Origin of the sequence: Ensifer sp. ENS09 (assembly GCF_014852425.1) — a bacterium.
Classification (GTDB): Bacteria; Pseudomonadota; Alphaproteobacteria; order Rhizobiales; family Rhizobiaceae; genus Ensifer.
On record NZ_JACVBP010000012.1, the window covers coordinates 1 to 2,500 of the forward strand.

The following is a 2,500-nucleotide window of genomic DNA, read 5'->3' on the forward strand; positions in this document are numbered from 1 at the left end:
TTTATCTTGCGTTTTGCAGACCTGGCAGCGACCTACTCTCCCGCGTCTTAAGACGAAGTACCATCGGCGCTGGGGCGTTTCACGGCCGTGTTCGGAATGGGAACGGGTGCAGCCACCCCGCCAGAACCACCAGGTCGGCAAAGCGCAAGATTTGCGTCTAGCGGACGCAAACCGGATGAGAAGCTGGTGAGTTCGGGTTTAAGCGAACTCGTTTTGTTTTGAACACGTCGCTCATCTCGGCGAATGCTTTGCATTCGTCTTGTGATGAGCATGAGCAATGGGAACGATCAAGCCAATCGAACGATTAGTACTGGTAAGCTTCATGCGTTGCCGCACTTCCACACCCAGCCTATCAACGTGGTCGTCTTCCACGGTTCTCAAGGGAATACTCGTTTTCAGGTTGGTTTCCCGCTTAGATGCCTTCAGCGGTTATCCATTCCATATATAGCTACCCTGCTATGCCCTTGGCAGGACAACAGGTCCACCAGAGATATGTCCATCCCGGTCCTCTCGTACTAGGGACAGATCCTGTCAATATTCCTACACCCACGGCAGATAGGGACCGAACTGTCTCACGACGTTCTGAACCCAGCTCACGTACCGCTTTAATTGGCGAACAGCCAAACCCTTGGGACCTGCTCCAGCCCCAGGATGCGATGAGCCGACATCGAGGTGCCAAACAACCCCGTCGATATGGACTCTTGGGGGTCATCAGCCTGTTATCCCCGGCGTACCTTTTATCCGTTGAGCGATGGCCCTTCCACGCGGGACCACCGGATCACTATGACCGACTTTCGTCTCTGCTCGACTTGTCAGTCTCGCAGTCAGGCGGGCTTATGCCATTGCACTCGACGACCGATTTCCGACCGGTCTGAGCCCACCATCGCGCGCCTCCGTTACTCTTTCGGAGGCGACCGCCCCAGTCAAACTACCCACCATACACTGTCCCGGATCCGGATAACGGACCGCGGTTAGACATCCATGACGATAAGGGTGGTATTTCAAGGATGGCTCCACAAGAACTGGCGTCCCTGCTTCAAAGCCTACCACCTATCCTACACATGCCGACACGAATGCCAGTGTAAAGCTATAGTAAAGGTGCACGGGGTCTTTCCGTCTGACCGCAGGAACCCCGCATCTTCACGGGGAATTCAATTTCACTGAGTCTATGCTGGAGACAGCGGGGAAGTCGTTACGCCATTCGTGCAGGTCGGAACTTACCCGACAAGGAATTTCGCTACCTTAGGACCGTTATAGTTACGGCCGCCGTTTACTGGGGCTTCGATTCAGAGCTTGCACCCCTCCTCTTAACCTTCCAGCACCGGGCAGGCGTCAGACCCTATACGTCGTCTTGCGACTTCGCAGAGCCCTGTGTTTTTGATAAACAGTCGCTACCCCCTGGTCTGTGCCACCCCATCTGACTTGCGTCAAAAAGGGTCACGCTTCTTCCGAAGTTACGCGTGCAATTTGCCGAGTTCCTTCAGCATAGTTCTCTCAAGCGCCTTGGTATACTCTACCTGACCACCTGTGTCGGTTTCGGGTACGGTCTATACGGTGGAGCTATTTCCTGGAACCGCGTCCCCGCCCAGACAATCCAATAAGTCTGAACAAGTTAAGCAATCCGTCACTACCACCAGGCCCACGAATATTAACGTGGTTCCCATCGACTACGCGTGTCCGCCTCGTCTTAGGGGCCGGCTAACCCTGCTCAGATTAACTTTAAGCAGGAACCCTTGGTCTTTCGGCGAGAGGGTCTCTCACCCTCTTTATCGTTACTCATGTCAACATTCGCACTTCCGATACCTCCAGGACCCCTCACGGGTATCCCTTCACAGGCTTACGGAACGCTCCGCTACCACACGTCTTGCGACGTATCCTCAGCTTCGGTGCATGGCTTTAGCCCCGTTACATTTTCGGCGCAAAGACCCTTATTTAGACCAGTGAGCTGTTACGCTTTCTTTAAATGATGGCTGCTTCTAAGCCAACATCCTGGTTGTTTTGGGATCCTCACATCCTTTCCCACTTAGCCATGACTTGGGGACCTTAGCTGGAGGTCAGGGTTGTTGCCCTTTTCACGACGGACGTTAGCACCCGCCGTGTGTCTGCCGACTAGTACTCCTCGGTATTCGGAGTTTGGTTAGGATCAGTAAGACGGTGAGTCCCCATAGCCCATCCAGTGCTCTACCCCCGAGGGTATTCGGTCGACGCTCTACCTAAATAGATTTCGCGGAGAACCAGCTATTTCCGAGTTTGATTGGCCTTTCACCCCTAACCACAAGTCATCCCAATCTATTGCAACAGATGCGGGTTCGGTCCTCCAGTTGGTGTTACCCAACCTTCAACCTGCTCATGGCTAGATCACTCGGTTTCGGGTCTAATGCGACGAACTGAACGCCCTGTTCAGACTCGCTTTCGCTGCGCCTTCACCTATCGGCTTAAGCTTGCTCGTCACACTAAGTCGTTGACCCATTATACAAAAGGTACGCTGTCACCCTTGCGG

2 rRNA genes (1 of these 2 cut by a window edge) are annotated in these 2,500 nt (G+C 53.8%); both read right to left on the reverse strand.

Going from position 1 to position 2,500, the window contains the following annotated elements:
* Positions 1 to 19: 19 nt before the first annotated feature.
* Positions 20 to 134: ribosomal RNA gene (rrf, locus tag IB267_RS32975) — 5S ribosomal RNA — on the reverse strand.
* A gap of 149 nt (positions 135 to 283) precedes the next feature.
* Positions 284 to 2,500 (reverse strand): 23S ribosomal RNA (locus tag IB267_RS32980) (it continues 579 nt past the right edge of the window).